At 71.7% G+C, this 23,918-nt stretch carries 25 protein-coding genes; 10 read left to right on the top strand and 15 right to left on the bottom strand.

The features are described from left to right. Positions 1-492, bottom strand: coding sequence for a DUF1269 domain-containing protein (locus DAE25_RS06940; RefSeq protein WP_107765503.1), 492 nt, complete (start codon positions 490-492; stop codon positions 1-3). 180 nt (positions 493-672) lie between these two features. Here DAE25_RS06940 and glsA point away from each other — a divergent pair, with 180 nt between their 5' ends. From glsA to DAE25_RS06920, 4 genes are all read left to right on the top strand, one after another. Then, complete coding sequence (glsA, locus tag DAE25_RS06935; RefSeq protein ID WP_107765502.1) at positions 673-1,671, top strand: glutaminase A; 999 nt, start codon at positions 673-675, stop codon at positions 1,669-1,671. Between the two features lie 117 nt (positions 1,672-1,788). Continuing rightward, positions 1,789-3,303: a leucyl aminopeptidase family protein gene (locus tag DAE25_RS06930; protein WP_107765501.1), complete on the top strand. Its 1,515-nt coding sequence runs from the start codon at positions 1,789-1,791 to the stop codon at positions 3,301-3,303. Beyond that, positions 3,300-4,955, top strand: a complete 1,656-nt coding sequence (locus DAE25_RS06925) for an AbgT family transporter (protein WP_107765500.1) — start codon at positions 3,300-3,302, stop codon at positions 4,953-4,955. Before DAE25_RS06930 ends, DAE25_RS06925 begins: the two co-directional genes overlap by 4 nt. Positions 4,956-4,974: 19 nt before the next feature. Further along, the gene (locus tag DAE25_RS06920) at positions 4,975-6,768 is read left to right on the top strand and encodes an SLC13 family permease (protein WP_107765896.1); all 1,794 of its coding nucleotides are present in this window, start codon (positions 4,975-4,977) and stop codon (positions 6,766-6,768) included. A 3-nt stretch (positions 6,769-6,771) separates the two neighbouring features. Here DAE25_RS06920 and DAE25_RS06915 read toward each other — a convergent pair whose 3' ends face one another. Then, complete coding sequence (locus DAE25_RS06915; protein WP_107765499.1) at positions 6,772-7,272, bottom strand: hypothetical protein; 501 nt, start codon at positions 7,270-7,272, stop codon at positions 6,772-6,774. A 237-nt stretch (positions 7,273-7,509) separates the two neighbouring features. On the opposite strand from DAE25_RS06915, the gene DAE25_RS06910 reads away from it, so the two are divergent. Beyond that, on the top strand, positions 7,510-8,310 hold the full coding sequence (locus DAE25_RS06910; RefSeq protein WP_159083618.1) for an META domain-containing protein: 801 nt from the start codon (positions 7,510-7,512) through the stop codon (positions 8,308-8,310). Between the two features lie 58 nt (positions 8,311-8,368). Here the strand turns inward: DAE25_RS06910 and DAE25_RS06905 are convergent, their stop codons facing one another. Continuing rightward, a complete protein-coding gene (locus DAE25_RS06905) occupies positions 8,369-9,202 on the bottom strand; it encodes a universal stress protein (RefSeq protein WP_159083617.1) in 834 nt (277 codons plus the stop codon). 121 nt (positions 9,203-9,323) lie between these two features. On the opposite strand from DAE25_RS06905, the gene DAE25_RS06900 reads away from it, so the two are divergent. Then, complete coding sequence (locus DAE25_RS06900) at positions 9,324-9,539, top strand: hypothetical protein (RefSeq protein WP_107765496.1); 216 nt, start codon at positions 9,324-9,326, stop codon at positions 9,537-9,539. 112 nt (positions 9,540-9,651) lie between these two features. Continuing rightward, entirely contained in the window at positions 9,652-10,341 is a 690-nt protein-coding gene (locus DAE25_RS06895; RefSeq protein ID WP_107765495.1) for a M23 family metallopeptidase, read from the top strand. 106 nt (positions 10,342-10,447) lie between these two features. On the opposite strand, the gene der is transcribed toward DAE25_RS06895, so the two are convergent. The 7 genes from der to DAE25_RS06860 form a co-directional block, all read right to left on the bottom strand. Next, positions 10,448-11,809 (bottom strand): ribosome biogenesis GTPase Der, encoded by a 1,362-nt coding sequence (gene der, locus DAE25_RS06890; protein WP_107765494.1) that lies wholly within the window; start codon positions 11,807-11,809, stop codon positions 10,448-10,450. Next, positions 11,806-12,552: a lysophospholipid acyltransferase family protein gene (locus DAE25_RS06885; protein ID WP_234410904.1), complete on the bottom strand. Its 747-nt coding sequence runs from the start codon at positions 12,550-12,552 to the stop codon at positions 11,806-11,808. Before DAE25_RS06885 ends, der begins: the two co-directional genes overlap by 4 nt. Next, positions 12,549-13,238 (bottom strand): (d)CMP kinase, encoded by a 690-nt coding sequence (cmk, locus tag DAE25_RS06880; RefSeq protein ID WP_234410903.1) that lies wholly within the window; start codon positions 13,236-13,238, stop codon positions 12,549-12,551. Before cmk ends, DAE25_RS06885 begins: the two co-directional genes overlap by 4 nt. A gap of 11 nt (positions 13,239-13,249) precedes the next feature. Further along, the gene (locus DAE25_RS06875; protein ID WP_107765491.1) at positions 13,250-14,323 is read right to left on the bottom strand and encodes a prephenate dehydrogenase; all 1,074 of its coding nucleotides are present in this window, start codon (positions 14,321-14,323) and stop codon (positions 13,250-13,252) included. Beyond that, a complete protein-coding gene (gene aroH / locus DAE25_RS06870) occupies positions 14,313-14,699 on the bottom strand; it encodes a chorismate mutase (RefSeq protein ID WP_056889235.1) in 387 nt (128 codons plus the stop codon). The genes DAE25_RS06875 and aroH overlap by 11 nt, the downstream gene beginning before the upstream one ends. A 128-nt stretch (positions 14,700-14,827) precedes the next feature. Then, positions 14,828-17,098 carry a catalase/peroxidase HPI gene (katG, locus tag DAE25_RS06865; protein WP_107765490.1) on the bottom strand — a complete coding sequence of 757 codons (2,271 nt, stop codon included), beginning with the start codon at positions 17,096-17,098 and terminating at the stop codon, positions 14,828-14,830. A gap of 19 nt (positions 17,099-17,117) precedes the next feature. Further along, the gene (locus tag DAE25_RS06860) at positions 17,118-17,552 is read right to left on the bottom strand and encodes a Fur family transcriptional regulator (RefSeq protein WP_107765489.1); all 435 of its coding nucleotides are present in this window, start codon (positions 17,550-17,552) and stop codon (positions 17,118-17,120) included. 143 nt (positions 17,553-17,695) lie between these two features. Between DAE25_RS06860 and DAE25_RS06855 the strand changes: the two genes are divergently transcribed. From DAE25_RS06855 to DAE25_RS06845, 3 genes are all read left to right on the top strand, one after another. Continuing rightward, positions 17,696-18,337 carry a TetR/AcrR family transcriptional regulator gene (locus DAE25_RS06855; RefSeq protein WP_159083616.1) on the top strand — a complete coding sequence of 214 codons (642 nt, stop codon included), beginning with the start codon at positions 17,696-17,698 and terminating at the stop codon, positions 18,335-18,337. A 192-nt stretch (positions 18,338-18,529) separates the two neighbouring features. Continuing rightward, positions 18,530-19,690, top strand: coding sequence for an ABC transporter substrate-binding protein (locus DAE25_RS06850; protein WP_107765487.1), 1,161 nt, complete (start codon positions 18,530-18,532; stop codon positions 19,688-19,690). A gap of 25 nt (positions 19,691-19,715) precedes the next feature. Then, a complete protein-coding gene (locus DAE25_RS06845; protein ID WP_107765486.1) occupies positions 19,716-20,111 on the top strand; it encodes a rhodanese-like domain-containing protein in 396 nt (131 codons plus the stop codon). Between the two features lie 25 nt (positions 20,112-20,136). Here the strand turns inward: DAE25_RS06845 and DAE25_RS06840 are convergent, their stop codons facing one another. The 5 genes from DAE25_RS06840 to DAE25_RS06820 are packed head-to-tail and all read right to left on the bottom strand — an operon-like array spanning position 20,137 to position 23,906. Next, entirely contained in the window at positions 20,137-20,937 is an 801-nt protein-coding gene (locus tag DAE25_RS06840) for a pseudouridine synthase (RefSeq protein ID WP_107765485.1), read from the bottom strand. Beyond that, positions 20,934-21,704, bottom strand: coding sequence for an SMC-Scp complex subunit ScpB (gene scpB, locus DAE25_RS06835; protein ID WP_407669333.1), 771 nt, complete (start codon positions 21,702-21,704; stop codon positions 20,934-20,936). Before scpB ends, DAE25_RS06840 begins: the two co-directional genes overlap by 4 nt. Continuing rightward, positions 21,701-22,630 (bottom strand): segregation and condensation protein A, encoded by a 930-nt coding sequence (locus tag DAE25_RS06830; RefSeq protein ID WP_107765484.1) that lies wholly within the window; start codon positions 22,628-22,630, stop codon positions 21,701-21,703. The genes scpB and DAE25_RS06830 overlap by 4 nt, the downstream gene beginning before the upstream one ends. Next, entirely contained in the window at positions 22,627-22,983 is a 357-nt protein-coding gene (locus DAE25_RS23485) for a hypothetical protein (RefSeq protein ID WP_056889243.1), read from the bottom strand. The genes DAE25_RS06830 and DAE25_RS23485 overlap by 4 nt, the downstream gene beginning before the upstream one ends. Next, entirely contained in the window at positions 22,968-23,906 is a 939-nt protein-coding gene (locus tag DAE25_RS06820; protein WP_325050363.1) for a ParA family protein, read from the bottom strand. The genes DAE25_RS23485 and DAE25_RS06820 overlap by 16 nt, the downstream gene beginning before the upstream one ends. Positions 23,907-23,918: the final 12 nt, after the last annotated feature.

Here is a 23,918-nt window from a genome sequence, read left to right as displayed (position 1 = left end):
TCAGTCCTGCTCGGCGAAGACCTCGCGGATGGCGCTCTCCTGCTCGTCGCTCAGGTTGGTGAAGATGAGCTCGGGCTGCGACCCCGCGAAGGCATCGCGCACCTTGTCCATGACCGCGTCGGAGGACATGACGAACAGGGCCGACGTCCCCGGCGTCACCTCGTCACGGACGCGATTGATGAAGCCGTCGTCGATGCCGACGTCGCCCAGTGAGCCGGCGAGGGCCCCGGTGGCGGCACCGATCGCCGCGCCGAGCAGGGGCACGAAGAAGATCAGGCCGAACAGCATCCCCCAGAACGCTCCCCCGAGGGCGCCCGCACCCGTCAGGTTGTTGAGCTGGCGCGTCTTGGGCTTCTTCTTCCCGGTCTCCCACCGCACGGTGGCGGCGTCGTGGATGGTGATCAGGTTCTTGCTGGCCAGGTCGCGCAGGACCCCGGTCGCCTCGTCGGCCCCGTCGGGCGTGTCGAACTTCCAGACCGTCAGTGTTCCCATGATGTTCCCTCCGTTGCGGTGCAGTCCTCGCATCGTGCCGCCGCCGCGCGGCAGGGGGGCTCCCCCTAACCGGGTGAGAGGCGCGCCGGGGTCGCTCACCCGAATCAGGGGTGCGCGTGCCGACGCGCCTCCGGGATCGTGGGAACCACCCGTTCCCGCGGCCGACGGAGGTACGCCGACATGTCCACCTTCGCGCCCGGGGAGCGCTTCGTCTCGGCCGGCCGCCTGCCTGCGGCCGGGACCACCCGCGCCCGTGTCGAGGAGGCCCACGGCCTCTACGGCTCGGTCGACGACGGGTCGCTCTCCGCGGTCTACCCCGCCCTGGCCACGGCGGACCCCGACCTGTTCGGCCTCAGCGTGGTGTCGACCTCCGGGGACCTCGTCGAGGCCGGGGACGCCCGGGTCCCGTTCCCGGTGATGAGCGTCACCAAGCCCTTCGTCTTCGCCCTCGCGTGTGAGCTGCGCGGTGTCGAGCACGTACGCCGCGTGGTCGGCGTCAACGCCACCGGCATGGCCTTCAACTCGACCGTCCCGGTCGAGCGGGACCCGTCCGGTCGGACCAACCCGATGGTCAACGCCGGAGCCATCGCCACCACCAGCCTGGTGGCCGGGCGCGACGTGGAGGAGCGCTGGGCGACGGTCCACGAGGGACTGTGCCGCTTCGCGGGGAGGCGCCTCGACATGGACGAGGCGACCCTCGCCTCCGCGCTCACCAGCAACCACCGCAACCGCGCGCTCGCCAACATGCTGGTCGCCGCCGGCGCGGTGGAGGGCGACCCCGCCGACGCCGTGGAGGTCTACACCCGGCAGAGCTGCCTCGCCGTCACGGCCGTCGACCTCGCCGTCATGGGCGCGACGCTCGCCGACGGCGGCACCAACCCGGTCACCGGCGTCCAGGTCGTCGACCCCGAGATCGCGCACGCCGCGCTCGCCGTGATGACGATCGCGGGGATGTACGAGACGTCCGGCGACTGGCTCTTCGACGTCGGCATGCCCGGCAAGAGCGGGATCGGAGGGGGACTGGTGACGGTGTCCCCCGGCAAGGGGGCGCTGGCCACGTTCTCACCGCTGCTCGACGCGGCGGGCAACAGCGTCCGCGGCCAGCTCGCGGCCCGCTACCTCGCCCGCCGGCTCGGGCTCGACCTGCTCGCCTCCGAGGCCGCCCCGCCCACCCGGTGACCGGCCCCTGACAAGGCCGGTGACCGGCCGCCGCAGATCCCCCGATTCGGGGGACCACCCCCCGGGGTGGAGCCGGGAGTCTCGGCGGTGAGTCCACCGGCCCGAACGGAGTTAACGGTGAGCAGTCCCACACCCCGCGACATCGACCCGGTCCCCACCCTCCGCGCGCGCGTGGACATCCACGTCGTGGAGGAGCTCCCCCCGGCCTCGGACGCTGCCGCCCTCGCCGTACCCGTCATCGAGGGCGACCGCCCACCGGCCGACCTCGGGACCGACTGGAGCCAGCTCAACGCCGTGGGCTTCACCGCGGCACCGGGCCAGGCCGCGGTCCTGCCGGGCCCGGACGGGCGCGCCCTCGTCGCCCTCGGCGTCGGCGACGCGAGCACCGTCGACGCCACACGGGTGCGTGACCTGGCAGCGACGTTCGCGCGCGCCGTGCCGCAGCACCACACGCTGGCCGTGGAGATGGTCGACGGGGACCTCGCGCTCTCCACCGCGGAGTTCGCCCAGGCCGTCGTCGAGGGGGTGCTGCTGGCCCGCTGGCGCTTCTTCGTGGGCGCCGGGGGCGACGAGCCGACGCTCGCCTCGCTCACCATCGTCGCCGGGCCGGCGCAGGTGGACGAGGTCCGCGCCGGCGTCGCGCGCGGCCGGGTGACGGCCCGGGCCGCGGCGATCAGCCGGGACCTGTCCAACTGCCCCGCCAGCACGCTGTCGGCCGAGCGGATGGGCGAGGTCGCCCAGCAGGTCGCGCCGCTGGCCGACCTCGATGTGGAGCTGTTCGACCGGCAGCAGCTGCACGAGATGGGCTGCGGCGGCATCCTCGGGGTCAACCGGGGCAGCGTCGAGGAGCCCCGGCTGATCAAGATCAGCTACCGCCCCGACTCCCCCAGCGGCCACCTCGGGCTGGTCGGCAAGGGGATCATGTACGACTCCGGCGGCATCAGCCTCAAGCCGAGCGACGAGTCCCACGCGCAGATGAAGAACGACATGACCGGGGCGGCCGCGATCCTCGGCGCGATGACGGCCCTGCGGGACGTGGGGTGCACGACCGCCGTGACGGCGTACCTGTGCTGCACCGACAACATGCCGTCGGGCTCGGCGATGAAGCTCGGCGACGTGCTGCGGATGCGCAACGGCAAGACGGTGGAGGTCCTCAACACCGACGCCGAGGGGCGCCTCGTCATGGCCGACGGGTTGTGCCTCGCCGTCGAGGACGGAGTGGACGCCGTGGTGGACATCGCCACGCTGACCGGAGCCTGCCTGCGGACCTTCGGCGTGGACGTGGCCGGGGTGATGGGCAACGACCCCGGGCTCGTCGACCAGCTGAAGCAGGCGGGGACGGCCACCGACGAGCCCCTGTGGGAGCTCCCGCTGCACCGCCCCTACCGCGCGCAGCTCGAGTCCCCCATCGCGGACATGACCAACATGGGCGGCGTCAACGCCGGGTCCATCACCGCCGGGCTCTTCCTGGAGGAGTTCGTCGACGGGATCCCGTGGGCGCACGTCGACATCGCCGGCACCGCGCAGCAGCCGGCGGTCCGGACGTGGCGCAACAAGGGCGCCAGCGGGTTCGGCGCCCTCCTGCTCGTCGAGCTCGCCACCCGCTTCGAGTCACCCCGGTCCGAGCCGTGAGCACCGCGGCGGCCGCGGAGAAGTCCTCCGGAGGGTTCCTCGGCTGGATCGAGCGGGTCGGCAACAAGGTGCCGCACCCCGCCATCATCTTCCTGGCGCTGATCGTCGGCGTGATCGTGCTGTCGGCGGTCCTCGCCTGGGCCGACGTGAGCGTGACCACCGAGGTGGCCGAGCCGGAGGACACCACCGTCAGCCAGGAGTACAACGGCGGCACGACCTACCCGTCGCTGGACCACGAGCCCGAGGAGACGATCCCGGAGTACACCGTCCGGACCGAGACCATCGAGGTCGAGAGCCTCCTGTCCGGTGACGGGATCCGCTACATCTTCACCACGGCCGTGCAGAACTTCAACGACTTCGGCGTCGTCGCGGTCATCCTCGTCGCGATGATCGGCGTCGGCGTGGCCGAGGAGGCCGGGCTCATCGCGGCCCTGATCCGCAAGATGGTCCAGGTCGCACCTGCGGGGGCGATCACCTTCATCATCGTGCTGCTGGGCGGCATCTCCAGCGTCGCCTCCGACGCGGGCTACCTCGTGCTCATCCCCCTCGGGGCCGCTGCGTTCGCCAGCCTGGGACGCAACCCGCTCGTCGGCATCGCCGCGGCGTACGCCGGGGTCAGCGCGTCGTTCTTCGTCAACATCCTGATCACGCCGGCGGACGGGATCATCACCGAGGTCACCAACGAGATCATGGCCGGGGTGGCGCCCAACGCCGAGCCGCTCAACGTGACCAACAACTTCTACTTCGCGATCGTGTCGACCCTCTTCACCGCCGTCGTGATGACCCTCCTCACCGAGCGCTACATCGAGCCCCGCGCCGGGAAGTGGGACCCCGCCGAGCGTCCGGCGGACGCGCCCGTGGACCACGTCCCCTCCGGGGACGAGCTCTCGCACGAGTCACGCGGGCTGCGGATGGCCGGGATCTACAGCCTCGTCGCCATCGCGATCATCTCGGCGCTGACGTTCCTGCCGAACGCGCCGCTGCGCAACCCCGAGACCGGCGAGATCTTCGGCAGCTCGCCGTTCATGAGCAGCCTGCTCTTCATCATCTCCATGCTGTTCCTCGCGGCCGGGCTCGGCTACGGCTCCGGCTCGGGCAGCCTGACCGGCGCCACCAACGTGATCAACGCGATCATCAAGACGTTCAACGGCCTGGGCGGGCTCATCTTCCTGATGCTGCTGATCGCCCAGTTCATCGCGTTCTTCAACTACTCCAACATCTCCAACGTGGTCGCCACGCAGCTCGCCGACCTGCTCGGCAGGGCCGACATCGGGGCCCTGCCGCTGCTGATCGGCTTCATCCTGCTGGTCGTCGTGATCGACATGATCATGCCCGGGGTCATCCCCAAGTGGGCGATCATCGCGCCCATCTTCATCCCGCTCTTCTACAACCTCGGGATCGCTCCACAGACCGTGCTCGCGGCCTACCGGGTGGGGGACGGACCGGTCAACGTGATCACCCCGCTGATGGTCTACCTGCCGTTCATCATCCTGGTCTGCCAGCGCTACCGCGCCTCGGCCGGCATGGGCACCGTCATCTCGATGATGATCCCCTACACCGTCGTCGTGCTGGTCACCTGGACCCTCCTCTTCACCGGCTGGTACCTGCTGGACATCCCCTGGGGCCCGGGATCCCCGGTCCAGCTCGACTAGGGCCCCGGGCGGGATGGTGATGGACGACGCCACCACGGCGCTCGTGGTCCTGGCCTTGGTCGTCGGTCTCTTCGTGTGGAACCGGCTCCCGGTGGGAGCGGTCGCGATCCTGGCGGCGCTGGCCCTGTGGGCCACCGGGCTGGTGACCACCGACGAGGCGGTCGCCGGCTTCGGGGACCCGGTGGTCATCTTCATCGCCACGCTCTTCGTGGTCAGCGAGGCCATCGACTCGACCGGGGTCACGACCTGGGCGGGCCGCTGGCTCCTCGACCACGCCGGCACGGGCGCCACCCGGGTGCTGGTCGCGGTGTGCCTGCTCTCCGCGCTCCTCACGTCCCTCATCACCCTCAACGGCGCGGTCGCCGCCCTGCTCCCCCTGGTCGTGCTGATCGCCCACCGCCTCGGTCTCTCCCCCAGCCAGCTGCTCATGCCCGTCGCCTTCGCCGGCAGCGCCGGCGGGATGCTGATGCTGATGAGCAGTCCCGTCAACGTGATCGTGTCCGAGGCCGCCCGGGACGCGGGCGAGGGGCCGTTCCCCTTCTTCTCCTTCGCGTTGGTCGGGATCCCGCTGCTGGTCGGCACCGTGCTGCTCTGCGTCCTGCTCGGACCACGCCTGTTGCCCCGCCGGGTGCCCGAGCACTCACCCCCGGACCTGACCGGCCATGCCGACACCCTGGAGGCGCAGTACCAGCTCACCGACGGCTTCTACCGCCTGCGCGTGCGCTCACGGTCCGACCTCATCGGCCAGGGCCCCGCCGGCGCCCTGGGGGACGGCGCCTCCGTCCGGGTCGTCGCCGCCGAGTCCCCCGACGGACGGGGGGTCGTCGGGCTCGTGGGGGACGACGACACCCTGGTGGTGACCGGTCCCGCCCATGACGTCACCCGCTTCGCCGTCGAGCACGGGCTGGCCGTGGGCATGGTCGGGATCGGCGACGCCCGGGACCTGATGACCCGCGAGGCGGGCGTGGCGGAGGTCGTCGTACCGCCCCGGTCGCGGCTGGTGGGCGAGCAGGTCCACCGCGGCATGCAGCGCGAGCACGCGCTGGTCATCCTGGCCGTCCAGCGGCTCGGCAAGGACCTGGGCGACGGACCCGTCGAGCTCGCCGAGGGCGACGCGATCCTGCTGCACGGCCGGTGGTCGGCCCTGGACCAGCTCAACCGGGACCGCGACGTCCTCCTGGTCGACTCCCCCGACCTCGTGCGCCGACAGACCGTCCCGTGGGGAGCCCGGGCGACGCGCGCCGTGCTGGTGCTCGCCGCGCTCGTCGTCATGCTCGGCTCGGGACAGGTGCCGCCGGCCATCGCCGGGCTCGTCGCCGCCGTGTCCCTCGTGCTGCTGCGGGTGGTCGGCGTCGCCCAGGCCTACCGATCGGTCTCCTGGCAGACGGTGGTGCTGGTGGGCGCGCTCATCCCGCTCTCGACCGCGATCCAGACGAGCGGCGCCGCGGACCGGGTGGCCTCCGTGCTGATCGACGCGGTGGGCAGCGGGCGTCCCTACCTCCTTCTCGCAGCCCTCTTCCTCCTGACCGCGACGCTGGGCCAGGTGGTGAGCAACACCGCGACGGTCCTGGTCGTGGTGCCGATCGCGATCGCGGCCGCCGAGGCGACGGGCACGTCGGCCAAGCCGGTCCTGATGGTCGTGGCCATCGCCGGCTGCGCCGCGCTGCTCACCCCCATCTCCACCCCCGGGAACATGATGATCATGAGTCCCGGGGGCTACCGCTTCGGCGACTACTGGAAGCTCGGGCTGCCGCTCATGGTCTGGTGGTTCGTGGTGAGCCTGACCGTGGTGCCGCTGGTGTGGAGGTTCTAGTCGTCAGCGCGAGTCGCGCGCCTTCTGGCGGCGTGCGCCCTTGGCCTGGGAGGAGGCGTCCTTCTTGACGCCGCCCGTCGTCTTGACGGCCGCGCGGCGGGTGCTCGGCACGGGTGCGGCCTGCTTCGCGACCGCCTGCTGCTCCGGTCCGCCACCCTTCGCGGCCCGTGCCTCGGCGATGCGCTCGGCGCGCAGGTCGTCGGAGGCACGCTTGGACACCACGGCGAGCTGCCTGCTCACCCGCGACAACAGGCCCTCGAAGATCTCGGCCTTGTCGCGGGCGCGCTGCTGGCGCTTGTACGACGACCCGCGGGCACCGACGTCGCCCACCGCGGCGCTGGCGCCCCGCCGGTAGACCTTCACGTGCTTGGTGCGTGCCCGCTGCACACGGGTGTGGAGCGCGAGGAGCTGGTCCTCGTCGAGCTCCTGCAGCTCGGCGGGCTCGGTCTCCCGCACCAGCGCGCTCTCCGGCTCGGTCAATGAGTTCAGCACGGCCTTGTTCACGAGGAGTCCTGGGGGTCGGTGGGCACCTGCCGCGGAGGGTCCGCGGCCCTTCTCGACGCTAGGCATCCGCCGCGGAGCACGCCTCACCCGATTCCCGTGAGGTCCTCGGCGCCGACACGCAGGAGGTTGGTGACCCGGGCGCACCGTGGCGCCCACCCCCGAGGGAGGGCGATCCCCGTGTCGATGCCGAGCCCGCGACCCACCAGCCTCCGGACACACCCCCCACGACGTGCGCGCGTGGCCACCACAGGAGCCCTGCTCGCCGTCGTGACCGGTCTCGTCGGCGCCTGCGGCGGGGACGACCCCGCGGAACCCGAGCCCTCCTCGGACGCCACCCCGCTCAGCGCCGATGCCCCCTTCCTGGAGCTGGGCTCCTTCGTCTCCACCGAGGTGGAGGGCCACGAGCTGGTGGAGGACTCGACCATCCAGCTCGGGTTCGCCGACGACACGATGTCCGTCTGGGCCGGGTGCAACACGATGTTCGGCGCCTTCACGGTGGAGGGCGGCGTCCTGCGGTGGAGCCACGAGCCGGCCTCCACGATGATCGGGTGCGAGGAGGACCTCGCGGTCCAGGACGAGTGGCTGCGCGACCTGTTCCTCGCCGGGCTCGCGGCCACCACCGACGGCACCGCCCTCGACCTCGCCGTCGACGACGTCACCATCGCGATGGAGCCGGAGCCCCAGGCCGATCTCGAGACCCTCCTGGGCCGGACCTGGTCGGTGGTGGGGACCATCTCCGACGGGACGACGTCGCGGGTGCCGCCGCGGGTCCGCACCCCCCGCCTCGTCGTGGGCGACGACGGCCTCGCCCGCCTCGACACCGGCTGCAACACCGGTCGCACGAGGGTCACCGTCGACTCGACCTCGGTGACGTTCGCACCCCCGACGACGACGCGCGCCGCCTGCCCGGAGCCCACCAACAGCGTCGAGCAGGTCGTGCTGTCCGTCGTGGACGGCCGGTCCGACTACCTGCGCTACGACGGTTCCGTCCTGGTCCTCGTCAAGGACGGCGCCGGACTCGTCTTCCAGATCACCTGAGCAGTCGCACCCCACGCCCACGCCGCGCCGGGCGGCGTACAGCGGGCCCTCATTCGGGTCAGCGCACGATCGCGACCGGGCAGTGGGCGCGGTGCAGCACGTCCTGGCTGACCGATCCGAGCAGCAGCCCACTGAAGAAGCCACGCCCACGCGAGCCCACCACCACGAGCGAGGCGTTGGAGGACGCGTCGACCAACGCGTCGGCGGGGGCGACCGGGATCGCCTCGCTGACCACCACCACGTCCGGGTAGGCGGCCCGCATGCCCGCGATGCTCTCCCCCAGGAGCACCTGCTTCTCCTCGAGCGTGTCGGTCACCGAGCGAGCCGTGCTGCTGAAGACGTCGGTCGAGGGCGTGTGCACCTTCCAGCCGTGGATCGCCACCACGACCTCCCCCGTCCCCTCGGCCCGACGGCAGGCGTAGTCAAGGGCCGCCTCGCTCATCGCGGAGCCGTCGAGCCCGACCACGATCCGCCCCGCGTCGCGTCTCCTCGGCGGGCGCACGACGACCACGGGACACACCGCGTGGCGCGCCACGTGCTGGCTCACCGACCCGAGGAACGTCTCGGGGACCCGACCGCGCCCGTTGCTGCCCAGGACGACCAGCGACGCCGACTCGGACAGGTCCAGCAGCGTGCTCGCGACGTTGCCGACCCGGCGCTCGACGACACCGTCCTCGACTCCCAGGTCACCCAGCACCGCCTCGGCGTGTGCGACCATCTCGGGGTCGCGCACCCAGATCTCGCCGCCCCACGGCGACGTGGACACGTCGTCGATCGTCACCACCCGCAGCGGCGAGCCGGTCCGGACGGACTCGTGGGCGGCCCAGACCAGGGCGCGCTCGGCGTCCTCGGAGCCGTCGTACGCCACCAGGACCGGTTGGTTCGTCGTCATGCCCCCACTGTCCGCCCGCCGGCGCACGCCGGGCAGGGTCGATGGTCCCGGGCCGCTCGGGCGTCGGTCCCCCACCCCGCGGGGTCTGGACACGCCCATCCCGGGGACCTAGGTTCCGGTCATGTCCAAGATCTTGTCGCTGCTCATCGTCGTGTGGCTCGTCATCGGAGCCTTCGCGGCCTACCAGCGCGACTACTTCTCCGACACCGACACCAACTGCGCCGAGGCGAGCAACATCGCCCTCACCGTCGTCGCCGGTCCCCTCAACTACTTCGGCGTCAACCCCGAGGTCGACTGCGCCGACGTGGACGTGGACGTCCCCGAGCCGTCCGAGTGACCTCCTGACCCCTCCGAGGTCCAGACCACACCGGGGGATCTGTCCGTTCGGCTGAGGACGCCGCGGGTCCGCGCGCACCATGGACCCTCGTCCACGGTCCGGGGGGTCCACCATGTCGAACCTCGTTGCCGTGCGCCCAGCCGCCGGCGCCGGGCTCCTGCTCGGCACACTCCTGTTGCTGCTGAGCCCTGCCCTCGCCGCGCCGTCGTACGCCTCTCCGGAGGCGGCGACCGAGGTGGCCGTCGTGGAGGTCTCGCGTCTCGACGTGGCGCTTGAGAAGCAGGTGGACCGGCGCGAGCAGGCCCTGGCGGCTATGTTCGCGGTCGCCGAGCGGCATGCCCGGGTCGAGCAGGTGCGCTCCGACAGGCTCCGGGCGCTGGGCTACACCGGGGACCTCACCGAGCTCGAGACGATCCTGCCCGTCCACGACTACCACCTGTCGGCGGGCTTCGGTGCGAGCGGTCCGCTCTGGGAGGCCGACCACACCGGGCTGGACTTCGGGGCGTCGTCCGGCACCGACCTGGTGGCGGTCGCCGACGCCACCGTGACCGAGGTCGCCGACGCCGGCCCCTACGGCTTGCGGACGATCATCACGCTCGAGGACGGCACCGACGTCTGGTACTGCCACCAGCTCGCGTCGCTCGTCTCCCCCGGCCAGGTCGTGGAGATCGGCGAGCTCATCGGCCTCGTCGGCTCGACCGGCAACAGCACCGGGCCGCACCTGCACCTCGAGGTCCACCCCGACGGTGCCGGCGCGACCGACCCGGCCGCCTGGTTGTCGTCCGCCGGGATGGCTCCCTGACGAGTCGCCCCTCTGGGGTAGTCCGTGACGAACGGACCCCGGAACGTCGTCCGGAGGGGTCCGTTCGTCACGGACTACCCCGGACAGGGCTGCGCGCGGCGCGCGGTCAGCGCTTGCGCTTCTCGCGGGGCCGCTGCTGGATCACGATGGGCGTGCCCACGAAGCCGAACTGCTCGCGCAGGCGACGCTCGACGAACCGCTCGTACGACGCGTCCAGCTTGCCGCTGGTGAAGAGGATGAAGGTGGGCGGCGAGGTCGAGGGCTGCGTCGCGAACAGGATCTTGGGCTGCTTGCCGCTGCGCACCGGGTGCGGGTGCTCCCCGACCAGACGACCGAGGAAGGTGTTGAGCGCCCCGGTCGGCACCCGGGTCTCCCAGCCCTCGAGGGCCTTGTCGAGCGCCGGCACCAGCCGGTCGACGTGCCAGCCGGTGCGGGCCGTGATGTTGATGCGCGGTGCCCACTGCACCTGCACGAGGTCCCGCTCGATCTCGCGCTCGAGGTAGTAGCGGCGCTCGTCGTCGACGAGGTCCCACTTGTTGAAGGCCACGATCATCGCCCGGCCGGCGTCGCGGATCGTCTGGATGATCCGCATGTCCTGCTCGGACACCGACTGGCCGGCGTCGAGGACGAGGACGGCGACCTCGGCGCGGTCGATCGCGGTCGAGGTGCGCAGGGAGGCGTAGTACTCGTGGCCGGACGCCTCCTTGACCCGCTTGCGGATGCCCGCGGTGTCGATGAAGCGCCAGGTGGTGCCGCCGAGGTCGATCAGCTCGTCCACCGGGTCCACCGTGGTGCCGGCGACGTTGTCGACGACCACGCGGTCCTCGCCGGCGAGCTGGTTGAGCAGCGACGACTTGCCGACGTTGGGCTTGCCGACGATGGCGATGCGGCGCGGGCCGCCGACCTCGCCGAAGGACTGCTCCGGGGTCTCCGGGAGCGCCTGGAGGATCGCGTCCAGCATGTCGCCGGACCCGCGGCCGTGGAGCGCCGAGACCGGGAACGGCTCGCCCAGTCCGAGGTTCCACAGGCCGTGGGCCTCGGCCTCGGTGCGCTGGTCGTCGGTCTTGTTGGCGGCCAGCACGACGGGCTTGCCGCTCTTGCGCAGGATCCGGACGACGGCCTCGTCGGCGTCGGTGATGCCCACCGTCGCGTCGACCACGAAGAGCACCGCGTCGGCGAGGGACACCGCCACCTCGGCCTGGGCCTTGATCCGCTCGGCGAGCCCGCGGGCGTCGGGGTCCCACCCGCCGGTGTCGACCACGGTGAAGGCGCGGCCGTTCCAGTGGGCGTCGTAGGAGACACGGTCCCGGGTCACGCCCGGACGGTCCTCCACGACGGCCTCGCGGCGGCCGATGATGCGGTTGACCAGCGTCGACTTGCCGACGTTGGGGCGGCCGACCACGGCGAGGACCGGCGTCGGGCCGGTCACCTGCTCCTCGGGGGCGCTGGCGTCGTCGTACTCGGTCATGATGCTCCTTGGTGGTGCTCGACGAACCCGGTGTCGGGGTCGTCCTCGATGTCTCCCGCGGGCAAGGGGCCGGGGAGGGCTCGCCCGGTGAGGGAGAGCGCGCGCGACTGCTCGTCGCGCAGGTGCTGCCACAGCAACGCTGAGGTGGCGAGGGTGTGTTCCCGGGTGCGGGGCCACGGGGTCTGTGTGGTGCGCCACGGCTCGCCGACGACGACGTCGATCCGGCTCCCGCGCGGCGGGAGCGAGGAGGTGCCGCCGCCCGGGAGCCGGGTGCCGATCATCGTCACGGGCACGACGGGCGCGCCGGAGACGAGCGCGAGGTACGTCGCGCCGTGGTGGAAGGTGTCGTACGTGCCGGGGCCGCGGGTGCCCTCCGGGAAGATGCCCACCGCTCCCCCGTCACCGAGCACCCGCAGGCACGCCTTCACGGCCCCCGGGTCCGCGCCGAAGCGATCGAGCGGGATCTGTCCGGACCCGCGCAGGAAGGCGCCCATCCGGCCGTCGAACATCTCGCGCTTGGTGAGCGCGTGGACCGGTCGTGGCGCACAGATCGCGAGCAGCGGCCCGTCGAGCCAGCCGACGTGGTTGCAGGCGAGGACCACCGGTCCGTCGGTCGGGACGAGGTCCTGCCGGTGGACGTGCAGGTCCCACCAGCGGCCGACGCCCACCCGGAGGACGGGACGCAGGCCGCGCAGCATGGCCCGGCGAGGATGCTCCTCGCTCGGTCGGGGCAGGACGGTCACGCGTCTGCCTCGACCGCCTCCACCAGCGCCACGACCTGGGAGACGACCTCGTCCAGGGTGTACGGCGTGGTGTCGATGTGCACGGCGCCGTCGGCCTGCACGAGGGGCGCGGTGGCCCGGCCCGAGTCGATGCGGTCGCGGGCGAGCAGGGACTGCTCGGTCGCCGTGACGTCGCCGCCGGCCTCGGCGGCCCGACGGGCGGCACGGGCCGCGGGGTCGGCGGACAGGTAGACCTTGACGGCCGCGTCGGGGGCCACGACGGAGCCGATGTCGCGTCCCTCCACGACGATGCCGCCGGACGCCAGGCCCTGCTCGATGATCCGGCGCTGGAGGTCGAGCAGCAGGGCCCGCACCTCGGGGACGGCGCTGACCGGGCTGACCGCGGCGTTGACCTCGTCGGAGCGGATGCCCACGGCGACGTCCGCGTCGTCGACGGCGATGGTCGGCCCCAGCGGGTCGGTGCCCGAGCGGATCACCGGCTCGTGCACGCGCGCGGCCACGGCGGCGGGGTCGTGCACGTCGACGCCGTGGCGCAGCATCCACCAGGTCATCGCACGGAACATCGCCCCGGTGTCGAGGTAGGCCAGCCCCAAGCGGGCGGCGACGCCGCGTGACGTGCTCGACTTGCCGGAGCCGGAGGGTCCGTCGATCGCCACGACCAACGGACTCACAGGCAGGGAACTCACGAGCGCTGAGACTACCGGTGAGTGGTCCACCCACGAGATTCCAGAGCACCCAGCAGGTGCTCGGCCTCGTCCTCGAGGACGAGGAGCTCGGTGAGGCCGACCGGGCGGCCGGGGTCGTGGTCGATGTGTACGTCCTCGATGTTGACCCCGATCTCCCCGGCGTCGCCGAAGAGGCGGGCCAGCTCGCCGGGATGGTCGGGCACCGAGACGAAGACCGAGCGCATCGGGCGGACCGGACCGCCGTGCTTGCCGGGGATGGCCAGGGTGCCGGCCACGCCGGCGCCGAGGATCGTCTCCAGCGCAGCCCGGTCGCTGTCGCGGACTGCGGCGATGAGCACGTCGAGCTGCTCGCGCACCTCGCCCAGCAGGTCGGTGACGGCACCGGCGTTGGCGCCCAGGATCTGCTGCCACAGCGCCGGGTCGCTGGCCGCGACCCGGGTCACGTCGCGGACGCCCTGTCCCGAGAGGGCCAGGTGCTCGGGAGGTGCGCCCTGCAGCCGACCGGCGACGAGCACGGCGGCGAGGTGGGGCAGGTGGGAGGTGCGCGCGACGGCGCGGTCGTGCTCCTCCGGGGCCAGCCGGGCCTCCACTCCCCCGCACAGCCGCACGAGCGCGGCGACGAGGTCCACCGCAGCAGGGTCGGCGCCCTGGTGGGGGGTCACGGCCCACGGCCGGCCGTCGAAGAGCGCCGCGCTGGCCGCGAGGGGGCCGGACCGCTCGCTGCCGGCCATCGGGTGCGACCCGACGTACCGGGTCAGCGTCGCGGGATCGACCCGGCCCGCCACGTCGGCCAGGGGCGCCGCCTTGACCGAGCCGACGTCGGTGACGACGGCGTCGCCCGCCACCAGGGCCGCGGTGATCGCGTCGGCGAGGTGGTCGGGCGGCACCGCGACGACGACGAGCTGCGGTCGGTCGTCGGGGCGTCGTACGCGGCCGGCGCCGAGGCCGGTCGCCGTGCGCACGTGCTCGGGCGCGACGTCGGTGAGCAGGACCTCGAGGCCCGCGCGACGGCAGGCGAGCGCGATCGAGGTGCCGAGGAGGCCCGTGCCGACGACCTCGACCGGGCCGATCAGCTCACTGGTCATCGGGGACGTCGCGGGTCTTGGTGAGGTCGCGGCGCAGGTTGGCGGCACCGTGCAGGTAGACGTGCGTGACCTCGCCCTTGGTCAGGTCGGTCTCCACGTGGGCCATCATGCGGACCACCCGCGGCATCGACCCCGCGATCTCGAGCTCACGGGCGCAGATGAGGGGGACGTCGCCGAAGCCGAGCCGACGGGCGGCGTACGCCGGGAACTCGCTGACCAGGTCGCTGGTCGCGGTGAAGATCACCGAGATGAAGTCGTCGACCTCCAGGTCGTTGGACGCCATCACGTCGAGCACCATCTCGGCCACCCGGTCCAGCATGTGCTCGCGGGTGTCCTCGTCGAGCTGGGTCGCCCCTCGCACGGCTCGCACGGCCATGTCCCTGCCCTTCCTCGTCGGTCAACCCGGCAAGGCTAACGACGACGAGGACGGCCCCCGCACCGTGTCTCACCGGTCCGGGGGCCGTCACTGCCCGGGCTCGTCACCCAGGCCGTCGATCGATCGCGTCAGCGCAGGTCGAAGCGGTCCAGCTCCATGACCTTGACCCAGGCCGACACGAAGTCGTGCACGAGCTTGTCGACCGCGTCACCGCTGGCGTAGACCTCGGCCAGCGCCCGCAGCTGCGAGTTGGACCCGAAGATCAGGTCGACCGGGGACGCGGTCCACCGCACCTCGTCGGTCGCGAGGTCGCGGATCTCGTAGACGTTCTCCGCGTCCGACGCCTTCCACCGGGTGCCCGGGGAGAGCAGGTTGACGAAGAAGTCGTTGCTCAGCACGCCCGGCCGGTCGGTGAGGACGCCGTGCTCGGTGCCGCCGACGTTGGCGCCCAGCGAGCGGAGGCCGCCGACGAGGACGGTCATCTCGGGTGCCGTGAGGTCGAGCATGTAGGCGCGGTCCAGGAGCAGGACCTCGGGCTGCGTCTTCTCGCCCGCACGCAGGTAGCTGCGGAAGCCGTCCGCGCGCGGCTCGAGCACCCGGAACGAGTCGACGTCGGTCTGCTCCTGGGTGGCGTCGGTGCGACCGGCGTGGAACGGCACGGTCACCTCGACACCCGCGTCGCGGGCCGCCTTCTCGACTGCGGCGGATCCTGCCAGGACGATGAGGTCGGCGAGCGAGATGCGGGCCCCGCCGGCCTCGTTGAAGTCGCGCTGGATGCCCTCGAGGGTCTCGAGCACGGTCGCGAGCTCCTCGGGCTGGTTGACCTCCCAGCTGCGCTGGGGCTCGAGGCGGATCCGGGCACCGTTGGCACCGCCGCGCTTGTCGGTGGAGCGGAAGGTCGCGGCCGAGGCCCACGCGGTCGAGACCACCTGGGCGGTGGTGAGGCCGGAGTCCAGCACGGTCGCCTTGAGCGCGGCCACGTCGTCGTCCGAGACGAGCTCGTGGTCGACGGCCGGCACCGGGTCCTGCCACAGCTGCGGCTCCGCCACCCACGGGCCGAGGAAGCGGCTGACCGGACCCATGTCGCGGTGCAGCAGCTTGTACCAGGCCTTGGCGAAGGCGAGGCGGAACTCCTCGGGGTTCTCCAGGAAGCGGCGCGAGATCTTCTCGTACGCCGGGTCCTCGCGCAGGGCGAGGTCACTGGTCAACATGGTCGGCTTGCGCTTCGGCGAGTCGGCCGTCGGACCGGGGATGATGTCCTCGGCGTCCTTGGCGACCCACTGCTTGGCGCCGGCCGGGCTCTCGGAGAGCTCCCACTCGTAGCCGAAGAGGATCTCGAAGTAGCGGTTGCTCCACTGGGTGGGCTTGTCGGTCCAGGTGACCTCGAGACCACTGGTGATGGTGTCGGCGCCCTTGCCCGACGCGTGGGAGCTCATCCAGCCGAGGCCCTGCTCCTCGAGCGGGGCGCCCTCGGGCTCGGGGCCGACGAGGTCGGGGTTGCCCGCACCGTGGGTCTTGCCGAAGGTGTGGCCGCCGGCGATGAGGGCGACGGTCTCCTCGTCGTCCATGGCCATCCGCGCGAAGGTGTCGCGGATGTCGCGGGCGGAGGCCAGCGGGTCGGGGTTCCCGTTGGGACCCTCGGGGTTGACGTAGATGAGGCCCATCTGGACCGCGCCGAGCATCTCGCTGAGCTCGCGCTCACCGGAGTAGCGCTCGTCGCCCAGCCAGGTGTCCTCGGGACCCCAGAAGATCTCCTCGGGCTCCCACACGTCCTCGCGGCCGAAGCCGAAGCCGAAGGTCTCGAAGCCCATCGACTCGAGTGCGACGTTGCCGGCCAGGACCAGCAGGTCGGCCCACGAGATCGACTGGCCGTACTTCTGCTTGACCGGCCACAGCAGGCGGCGTGCCTTGTCGAGGTTGGCGTTGTCGGGCCAGCTGTTGAGCGGGGCGAAGCGCTGGCTGCCGTCGCCGGCGCCGCCGCGACCGTCGTAGATGCGGTAGGTGCCCGCGGAGTGCCAGCTCATCCGGATCATCAGGCCGCCGTAGTGACCGAAGTCGGCCGGCCACCAGTCCTGGGAGGTGGTCAGCACCTCGGTGATGTCCCGCTTGAGGGCCTCGACGTCCAGGCCCGAGAACGCCTCGTCGTAGCGGAAGTCCGCGCCCAGGGGGTTGCCCTTCGAGGAGTGGGCGTGCAGCACCGACAGGTCCAGCGAGTTGGGCCACCAGTCCTTGAGCGTGTGCGGGCGCCCGCCGGTCTTGGGGGTGGGGGCGTCGATCGCGGGGTTCTCGCTCTCGCTGCCCTGCGCGGTCGCGGAGTCGTGCGCGACCGGGCAGCCGGCCGCGGCCTTCTCGTCCACGCCCTGCGGGCTGGTGGGGGCGTTGTCCTGGTTGTCGCTCATCGGGTTCCTTCCGAGGGGATCACTGTGGGGTGCGGAGGGTGGCGCAACCGGGGCAGGTGCCCCAGTAGACGACCTCCGCCTCCTCGACCGCGAAGCCGTGGTCGTGGGAGGCGGTAAGACACGGAGCTTCGCCGACGGCGCAGTCGACGTCGGCGATGGCGCCGCACGAGCGGCACACGACGTGGTGGTGGTTGTCCCCCACCCGCGCCTCGTACCTCGCGACCGACCCGGCCGGCTGGATGCGACGCACCAGGCCGGTGTCGGTGAGGGCGCGCAGGACGTCGTAGACCGCCTGGTGCGAGACCTCCGGCAGCGCGCGACGCGCACCACGGATGATGGCGTCGGTGTCGGCGTGCGGGTGCGCGTGCACGGCCTCGAGGACCGCCAGCCGCGGACGGGTCACCCGCAGGGACGCGCTCCGCAACAGGTCCTGGAGCTCCTGTGCGTGGGTCATGGCCCGAGTCTCGTGCCTTTTCTGGAGCCAGTCAAGATTGACGCGCCGAGCGACTCGGCAGGGCGTCCTCGCCGATGAGCCGCGGGACAGCCCTGGAATGCGTACGCTTGTTCACGAGCCGCTCACCCGAGGGGGCACCTGACATGACGAGCACCCGACCGGGTCGTACCCCCGGCCCCCGGCGACCGGCCGGCACCCCCGTCGGGCCCGACGAGGTCCGGCATGCGGTGCTGGAGGCCGCCGCGCTGCTCTTCGCCCGGCGCGGAGTCGACGCGGTGTCCTTGCGTGACATCGCGGCACAGGCAGGCGTCCACCTCGCGCTGATCCCTCGCTACCTCGGCAGCCGGGACGAGCTCGTGATCGCCGTCTTCGACCACCTCTCCGACCAGGTCGCCCAGGCGGTCATCGACAACCCCCTCTCCGGACAGGGGTTCACCCCGGACACAGTCATGGGGCAGTGGGTCCGCGTAGCGGGAGCCCTCGCCATCTCGGGACGGATCCGGGAGAAGCGCTCCGACTTCAACCCCGTGACGGCCATGGCCGCGACCCTGGCGGAGGGGTACGGACTCGATGAGCTGTCCGCCCGCGTCCGCGCGACCCAGATCGTGGCCGCCGCACTCGGGTGGCGGATCTTCGAGGACTACCTGCTCGAGGCCGGCGACCTCCAGGACGTGCCGTTGCAGGACCTGCGCGACGACCTCGCGCACAGCGCGCGGCGTCTCGGCGCGACGCCCTGGCCCTCGCCGCCCGACCCCTCGCCCCGGCACGACCAGCGGGGCCGCTGAACCGTCGGCATCCGCGGCCGCGGCAGCCCGTACGGCGCTGCGGGCCCGGTCCCGCCCGGTCCCGGCGACCTCAGGACCTTCGGCACTGTCGTGCCGACCCAGCGGGTGGTGCGATGTGAACAGTCGTACAAGTTGGACTCCACTCCTTGATCCCGGGCGATGTCGTGGGGCCCCCGAGCGAAGGACGAGCCAATGACCGAGAACGTGTCCTCGACAGTTCCCCTGGACTGGAACGAGGTCTACTACACCAACTGCCCCCTGGTGTCGGCGAGCAACGTCGACCAGGAGCTGGGCTGGACGCGCGAGGAGTTCAAGAAGATCGGCGTGCAGTACGCGTTCCTGCGCTCGCGCCGCGAGAACAACTGGTACCCGCACTACATCCACAACCTGGACAACCTGATCCGCTTCGGTGGATTGTTCCCGCCCGTCCACGTGCACGCGGATCTGCGCCGGACGGTGCTGCTCGGCGCCACCCACGCCCCCCACGAGGGCGGCTGCATGCTGGTGCGCGCCCGCGACGACATCTACCGGATGAGCGACCTGCGGGGGAAGAAGATCGGGCTCACCAAGAGCCTCAACACGATCAAGAACGACTGGTGGCGCATCCAGGAGGAGCAGGGCATCGAGCTGATGCTCCGGATGAACGGGATGACCCGTGACGATGTCGAGATCGTCGAGTTCCCCTACCCCGACGACTGGTACGACAAGCCGGAGATGCTGGACCCGATGGACAACCCGTCGGAGCTGTGGCTCAAGCGCGACCACAAGCACGACCTCGCGTTCCGCCCCCTGGAGACCTCGCTGGAGAACGGCACGGTCGACGCGATCTACACCCAGAGCAAGCCCTTCCAGCACCTGCAGGAGGAGACGGGCAAGTTCAAGGCGATCGAGGACCTCTCCCGCTACCCGGACTGGACCCTGCAGGTGGCCAACATCCCCGCGGTGATCACCTGCACCGCCGAGATGGCCGAGCAGCACCCCGAGCTCGTCGTCGCGTTCATGAAGGGGATGATCAAGGTCGGACGCTGGGCCAACGACAACAAGCGGGCCGCCGCGGTGATCTTGAACCGGCAGACGTTCTACGCCGACGTCGACGACACCTACGAAGGCATCAAGCACATCGACATGGTGCCCAACTTCTCGCCGAAGAACATGGCCTCGATCGAGATCGGCAAGGACTTCATGCTCAGCCACGGCTACATCGAGAACGACTTCGACGTGTCCGAGTGGGCCGCGCCGGAGTTCCTCGAGCAGGCCGCGAAGCAGCTGCTCGAGGAGGAGTGGGCACGGCTCACCCTGGAGAAGGTCGGCACCGCCGAGACCCTCGGCATCGAGCACGTCCGGGTCGGCTGACTCAGATGGGAAGAAGGAGGTCGCGATGACCAAGTCAGCGATGCAGATGCTCGAGGAAGCAAGGGCCGAGGTCGGCGCCGTGGCACCTGCCGAGGCCGCAGCCCAGGTCACCGCCGGGGAAGCGGTGCTCCTCGATGTCCGCGAGGGCGAGGAGTGGCAGCACGGCCACATCGACGGCTCGGTGCCGGCGCCGCGAGGCCTGCTGGAGTTCCTGGCGGACCCGGCCAGCCCCCGCCACAAGGCGGCCCTCGACCCCGCGCGCCGCGTGATCGTCGTGTGCGCGTCCGGCACTCGCGCCACCTTCGCGGCCGCCACGCTGAAGACCCTGGGCTACGACGACCCCGTCGTCCTCGAGGGCGGGATCAAGGCTTGGGCGGCCGCCGGGCTGCCCGTCAACGAGCACGAGTACACCGGCATCTGAGTCGCGGGGGCCGCGGTCGTCTCCGTCAGAGCTGCGCGCTGTCCATCAGCTCACCGAGCTCGGTGAGGCTCAGCTCGCGCATCTCCCCCACCGGCAGCTTGCCGAGCTCCACCGGCCCGATGGAGGTGCGGGTCAGCTGGGTCACCGGGTGCCCCACGTGCTCCAGCAGGCGGCGCACGATGCGGTTGCGACCCTCGTGGATCACCAGCTCGACGATCGTGCGGTCCCGCGAGGTGCGGCCGTGGCTGCCCTCGACGATGCGGGCCCGGGACACCGCCACGGGACCGTCGTCGAGCGTGACACCGGCCAGGAGCTTCTTGATGACCCCCTTGTGGAGCTGGCCCTCGACCTCCGCGACGTACGTCTTCTCGATCTCGTACGACGGGTGCGCGAGGCGCTGGGCGAAGTCGCCGTCGTTGGTGAGGATCAGCAGGCCCGACGTGTCCGTGTCGAGCCGGCCGACGTGGAAGAGCCGCTCGGGGCGGTCGGCCACCAGGTCGCCCAGGCAGCGGCGCCCCTCGGGGTCGGACATCGTCGACACCACGCCACGCGGCTTGTTGAGCACGAGGTGGACGTGCGCCGAGATCGGCGGCAGCCGTCGGCCCTCGACCCGGATGACGGCGGTGCGTGGGTCGACCTTGGTGCCGAGGCGCGTGACGACCTCGCCGTCGACCTCCACGGCGCCCTCGAGCATCAGCTCCTCGCACTTGCGCCGGCTCGCGACGCCGGACTGGGCGAGCAGCTTCTGCAGCCTGATCAGCCCGTCCTCGTCGGTCTCGGGCCGCTGGGAGGCGGGGTGGGTGTCCTTCTCGTCGTGCGGCTTCATGCGGGCTCGGTGCCCCCGTCGGGCTCGGTGCCGTCGCCACTGTGCGGCGAGTGCGGGTGGTGGGGTGCGGGCGGTGGGGGCTCGGGCGTCGGCTCGGGCGTCGGCTCGGGCGTCGGCTCGGGCGTCGGCTCCGGCGGCATGCCGGCCACGCTGGCCAGCTCGTCCTCGAGGTCGTCCATGTCCGGGAGGTAGGGCGCCAGCTCGGGCAGCTCCTCGATCGAGGTGATGCCGATCCGCTCGAGGAAGTAGGTGGTCGTGCGGTAGAGGTTGGCGCCGGTCTCGCCGTCCTGGCCGGCCTCCTCGACCAGGCCGCGGGTCAGCAGGGTGCGCATCACGCCGTCGACGCTGACGCCGCGGATCGCCGACACCCGGGCCCGGGACACGGGCTGCTTGTAGGCGACGACGGCCAGGGTCTCCAGCGCGGCCTGGGTGAGCCGCGCCTGCTGCCCCTCCAGCACGAAGCCCTCCACCACCGCGGCGTACTCCTCGCGCGTGTAGTAGCGCCAGCCGCCCGCCACGTTGCGCAGCTCGAAGCCGCGACCCTGCTCGGTGTAGGTGGCCGCGAGCTCGTCGAGGGCGGCCTCCACGTCGGCGACCGGATGGCCCACGACCGACGCGAGCTGCACCTTGTCGAGTGGCTGGTCGGCCACCATCAGGATCGCCTCGAGCGACGGGTGGAGCGCGGCCACGGCGACGTCGAGCGTCTCCGGCGAGGCGTCGGTGTCGGTCGAGGCGTCGGTCACGTTCTCGGTCTCGGTCTCGCTCACGGGCTCTCCTCCTGCGGTAGTACCGGACCTTCGGGCGGCGACACGCCGAGATCCTCCACCCGATCGTCCTGTACTAGCCCACGGTCGTCGGGCTCGGCACCGTCGAACTCGTCGTTGATGTCCACCTCGCCCTCCTCGGCACCGGTCCAGCGGATCGTCAGCTCGCCGAGCGGGGTCACCTGGTCGAAGCCCACGGCACCCTCCCGGAACAGCTCGAGCAGCGAGAGGAACCTCGCCACGGTGGTGAGCTTGTCGGGCGAGTCCCCGCACAACGCTCGGAAGGTCATCGTCCCACTACGACGGAGCCGGTCGACCACGAGAGCCGCCTGCTCCCGGACGCTGACCCGGGCGGCGTGGATGTGCTGGAGCGAGACCTCCAGGACGGGCTTGGGCTCCATCGCCCTGGCCGCGAGGCGGGCGAACTGGTCGAGCCCGATGCCGATGAGCACCTCGGGCAGCAGGGAGGCGAAGCGGTCCTCCATGCCGACCTGGCGCGGGTGCCGCGTCGACTCGGCGGCGAGCCGCTGCTCGAGCACTCCCGCCACCAGCTTGAACGCGCGGTACTGCATGAGCCGGGCGAAGAGCAGGTCGCGGGCCTCGAGCAGCGCGAGGTCCTCCTCGTCCTCGACGTCGCCCTGCGGCAGAAGCCGCGCGGCCTTGAGGTCGAGCAGGGTCGAGGCGACGAGCAGGAAGGAGGTCGTCTGCTCCAGGTCCCAGACCTTGCCGCCGGCCTTGACGAAGCCGATGAACTCGTCGGTCACCCGGGACAGGGCCACCTCGGTGATGTCGAGCTTGTGCTTGGCGATCAGCGACAGCAGGAGGTCGAAGGGGCCCTCGAAGTTGTCGAGCCGGACCGCGAAGGCCGGCGCCGCCTCGCCGCCGGTCACCTCGAGGTTCGCAGCGGAGGTCGCGGCGGTCGTCGTCACTCCTCGGTCAGCCGTCGCACGAGCGCGCTGTCGGCACCGTGGGCCTCGAAGTCGGCCAGCACCAGCGCCAGCGCCTCGCGCACCACGCGGCCACGATCGACCGCGAGGCCGTGGGTCCGGCGCAGCACCAGGCGGGTGTGCTCGATGTCGAGGAGCTCGTCGGAGGTGACGTAGACCGTCATCTTCTCGTCGTGGCGCACCCGGCCGCTGGGCTTGCGGGGCGCGGCGTCCGGCTCGGGCTGGGGGGTGTCGCTGACGGCGCGGACGGCGCGCTGCGGCTCGGCCTGGCCGCCCTCCGGTGAGGTGGGGCGGAAGAGGTCGTCGGCCGCCGGCAGGCTCACTCGGCGGGCCACCGGCCGAGCACCTCCTTGGCGAGCTGGCGGTAGGAGCCGGCCCCGGCGGACGAGGAGGCGTACGACGTGATCGGCTCACCCGCCACGGTGGAGTCGGAGAACTTGACCGTACGACGGATCACCGTGTGGAAGACCGTGTCGCCCCACGCCTGCACCAGGCGCTGCATGACCTCACGGCTGTGCAGGGTGCGACCGTCGAACATCGTGCCCAGCACGCCGTCGACCTCGAGACGCGGGTTGAGCCGCTCGCGCACCTTGTCGATGGTCTGCTTGAGCAGGGCCACCCCGCGCAGCGCGAAGTACTCGCACTCCAGCGGCACGATGACGCCGTCGGAGGCGGTGAGGGCGTTGACCGTCAACAGGCCGAGCGAGGGCTGGCAGTCGATGAGGATCACGTCGTACTGGTCGAGCGCCGGCGCGAGCACCCGCTGGAGGGTCTGCTCGCGGGCCACCTCGTGGACGAGCTGCACCTCGGCGGCCGACAGGTCGATGTTGGACGGCAGCAGGTCCATGCCGGGCACGCCGGACGGGACCACGACGTCGTCGAGGGTCACGTCGCGCTGCATCAGCAGGTTGTAGATCGTCAGGTCCATCTCGTGCGGGTTGAGGCCGAGGCCGACCGACAGCGAGCCCTGCGGGTCGAAGTCGACGAGCAGCACCTTGCGTCCGTACTCCGCGAGCGAGGCACCGAGGTTGATGGTGGTCGTGGTCTTGCCGACCCCGCCCTTCTGGTTGCACATCGAGACCACCCGGGCCCGCGTCGGTCCGTCACCGACCGGGGGCGGCTCCGGGAACGACGGCATCGGACGACCGGTGGGGCCGAGCTGCTCCGTGGCCTCGACCTCGGTCAGCACGTCGCCCTGCGCCTGGGTCGCGCTCGGGCGCACGGTCTCGGGACGCTGGAAGGGAAGGGGGTCACTCACGGGATGGCTGTC

Source organism: Nocardioides terrigena (assembly GCF_003047265.1).
GTDB classification, from domain to species: Bacteria; Actinomycetota; Actinomycetes; order Propionibacteriales; family Nocardioidaceae; genus Nocardioides; species Nocardioides terrigena.
This window is presented reverse-complemented; position numbering and strand designations above follow the sequence as displayed.

What these genes read in the sequence shown, in the direction of transcription:
- DAE25_RS06920 (WP_107765896.1), top strand. Translation starts at nt 4,975, where the DNA reads ATGGACGACGCCACCACGGCGCTCGTGGTCCTGGCCTTGGTCGTCGGT.
- katG (WP_107765490.1), bottom strand. Translation starts at nt 17,098, where the DNA reads ATGAGCGACAACCAGGACAACGCCCCCACCAGCCCGCAGGGCGTGGAC.
- DAE25_RS06860 (WP_107765489.1), bottom strand. Translation starts at nt 17,552, where the DNA reads ATGACCCACGCACAGGAGCTCCAGGACCTGTTGCGGAGCGCGTCCCTG.
- DAE25_RS06845 (WP_107765486.1), top strand. Translation starts at nt 19,716, where the DNA reads ATGACCAAGTCAGCGATGCAGATGCTCGAGGAAGCAAGGGCCGAGGTC.
- DAE25_RS06840 (WP_107765485.1), bottom strand. Translation starts at nt 20,937, where the DNA reads ATGAAGCCGCACGACGAGAAGGACACCCACCCCGCCTCCCAGCGGCCC.
- der (WP_107765494.1), bottom strand. Translation starts at nt 11,809, where the DNA reads ATGACCGAGTACGACGACGCCAGCGCCCCCGAGGAGCAGGTGACCGGC.
- DAE25_RS06940 (WP_107765503.1), bottom strand. Translation starts at nt 492, where the DNA reads ATGGGAACACTGACGGTCTGGAAGTTCGACACGCCCGACGGGGCCGAC.
- DAE25_RS06855 (WP_159083616.1), top strand. Translation starts at nt 17,696, where the DNA reads ATGACGAGCACCCGACCGGGTCGTACCCCCGGCCCCCGGCGACCGGCC.
- glsA (WP_107765502.1), top strand. Translation starts at nt 673, where the DNA reads ATGTCCACCTTCGCGCCCGGGGAGCGCTTCGTCTCGGCCGGCCGCCTG.
- DAE25_RS06900 (WP_107765496.1), top strand. Translation starts at nt 9,324, where the DNA reads ATGTCCAAGATCTTGTCGCTGCTCATCGTCGTGTGGCTCGTCATCGGA.
- DAE25_RS06905 (WP_159083617.1), bottom strand. Translation starts at nt 9,202, where the DNA reads ATGACGACGAACCAACCGGTCCTGGTGGCGTACGACGGCTCCGAGGAC.
- DAE25_RS06850 (WP_107765487.1), top strand. Translation starts at nt 18,530, where the DNA reads ATGACCGAGAACGTGTCCTCGACAGTTCCCCTGGACTGGAACGAGGTC.
- DAE25_RS06875 (WP_107765491.1), bottom strand. Translation starts at nt 14,323, where the DNA reads ATGACCAGTGAGCTGATCGGCCCGGTCGAGGTCGTCGGCACGGGCCTC.
- DAE25_RS06895 (WP_107765495.1), top strand. Translation starts at nt 9,652, where the DNA reads ATGTCGAACCTCGTTGCCGTGCGCCCAGCCGCCGGCGCCGGGCTCCTG.
- aroH (WP_056889235.1), bottom strand. Translation starts at nt 14,699, where the DNA reads ATGGCCGTGCGAGCCGTGCGAGGGGCGACCCAGCTCGACGAGGACACC.